This is a genomic window from Halorubrum sp. AD140 (genome assembly GCF_034497445.1).
Taxonomy (GTDB): domain Archaea; phylum Halobacteriota; class Halobacteria; order Halobacteriales; family Haloferacaceae; genus Halorubrum.
Genome location: NZ_JAXRUU010000137.1, coordinates 1 through 2,035, shown reverse-complemented (window position 1 = coordinate 2,035; position 2,035 = coordinate 1). Strand labels below are relative to the sequence as shown.

Here is a 2,035-nt window from a genome sequence, read left to right as displayed (position 1 = left end):
CACGCTCTTAGACCGCCTTCATCACGATCGACCCGTCTCGGGCTCGTACGGCTCGGTCCAGCGGACTGCCCGGACGAATCGTTCGCTCAAAGATGACGACGAGGTGCTGGACACGCTCGAATCAGCCGGAATCGACCGTGACCGGGTGATGAGTGTTGATCGCGGGAAGGTTGACGATGCCCTCGAGGTGACTGATGTCGCTGAAAGCGACGTCTACGAGACTGAAGAAACCGAGTACGTTCGGAAAGCTGAGGTGGACGAAGATCGCAAGGAGACACGGCTCCAAGGGCTGAAAGACCAACTTGCGGCGAGCGATGCTGACGACGCCGACCAGCTTCGCGACGAAGTCGAAGAGCTCAAATCGCGGATCGAAGAGTTGACCGAATTCAAGTCGGGACAATCGTATCACACGCGCTCGAGTGGCGACCGATGAGTCGGTCTGGCGACGTGCCGAGGTGAATGGACCAGCCACGGTGGATACCAGCTCTGAGGTTGATGTTCCTGAGTTACCGAGCAGCGTGGTAGCCTACTCGGAGACCAGTTTTCTCACGCACGGATCGTTTATCAGTGTGATGTGAGAACTGAAGCTATGGGTGGCTCAGATTCACCAACTGTCTCAGTCTCTCTTTCTGGTCCCACGGATATCCCAGCAGTCCTGAAGCGAGCTGGCATCGATCACGTTAGTGTCCATGATCGCCGAATCCTTGCGATCTATCAGACGGCGATTTTCAATGTGACAACTGATCCGGCTCAGATATCGAACGCACAAACACTCAAGATCGAATGCTGGGAGACGCCGATCCCATCTCACGCTGATGACCGCTCGAAACAAGAGCTTGTTCAAGACTTCACCGACGTGTTCGACTCTGCCGAGGACTATTGAGGGATTCACCCCGGTGGCTCGACCTATTCAGCACAGCAACCACGACCAACATCATAACGAGTGTGAGCAATAGAGAGAACGATTATAATGGATACACGTTAGCTGTTGGAATATGAGTGCGTCACAGGGTGAAGCCGATCTCTCGGAGGACGAACGTGCGGGTCTTGAACTGATCCGCGAGACAGGTGGGATTCACCAGAGCGACTTTTGGAAAGAGTTGGGCGTCTCTTCGCGAAAAGGAAGCCGACTAGTCGAAGGGCTTGAGAGTGCCGAGCTGATTCAGCGTGAGGAAACGGTGTACGGAGGCCAACGGACCTACTATCTCGAACCAACAGCATCTGATCGTGACTTTTCACTACTGATGGCGGGTGATATGCTCTCGCCATTCATTGGTGAAGAAGAGGTCGATCCGCAGGCAGACGCCTTCTCCCAATGGCTGATGAACCTCACATACGAGGAAGAGTGACTCTGCTCTCGAGGGCTTCTGACAGCTCTTAGTCACCAACTCTCATACTTTTGTATTGGAATCTCTCGCATAGGGAGTTCGCTGATTACACCGATAATCAACACACGAGGTCGTTGTTTAACCAACGTAGATCGGGGAAACCGTCCAGCATGTTGGTTAATATCGCTCACTCTCATGGAGAACTGCTGAAAAAACTCATCGCCAGTGGAGTCTGTTATTTCACTTGAAGCAGTGGTGTGTGAGTTCAATACTGTCCCTCCACCGTTTCCGAAGCTTTTGTTGACGAGCAATCGTGGGAACCCGCACACCACCATGTCCGAAGCTATTCACTAGAGAACAAGCGACTACTGCTGTGTTGATATCCAATTTCCCAGACACATTCTCGTCTGAAACAGCCAGTCGACGAGGGCTGCTTACTCAGCGGTTAGTTGGTCCCGCTTTGTGTAAAGAATGAGGGCGATATAACTGGCAAATACTGTATGTGTGGTTCGCAGCGTATCTGTCCCAATCATCTCGGAATACCATGTGAGGGCCGAGAGAAAGAACACGCCGTATAGGAGGCAAGGAAGGGCAATATATAATGTAAGAATCTTTTTTGGAGTCACGGTAGCTCATTTCCTGACAACAATATTAAAACCACCAGACCCGGTTGAGGTCTCCTTTGTCTGTACTGAGCGATTCGGGTA

At 52.1% G+C, this 2,035-nt stretch carries 2 protein-coding genes and 1 pseudogene; all 3 read left to right on the top strand.

Annotation, left to right across the window (positions count from 1 at the left end):
* Positions 1–433: pseudogene (locus U4E84_RS16725) on the top strand (hypothetical protein); the annotation flags it as partial.
* 156 nt (positions 434–589) lie between these two features.
* Positions 590–883 carry a hypothetical protein gene (locus tag U4E84_RS16720; RefSeq protein WP_322533235.1) on the top strand — a complete coding sequence of 98 codons (294 nt, stop codon included), beginning with the start codon at positions 590–592 and terminating at the stop codon, positions 881–883.
* A gap of 112 nt (positions 884–995) precedes the next feature.
* Positions 996–1,349, top strand: coding sequence for a MarR family transcriptional regulator (locus tag U4E84_RS16715; protein WP_322533234.1), 354 nt, complete (start codon positions 996–998; stop codon positions 1,347–1,349).
* Positions 1,350–2,035 lie beyond the last annotated feature (686 nt).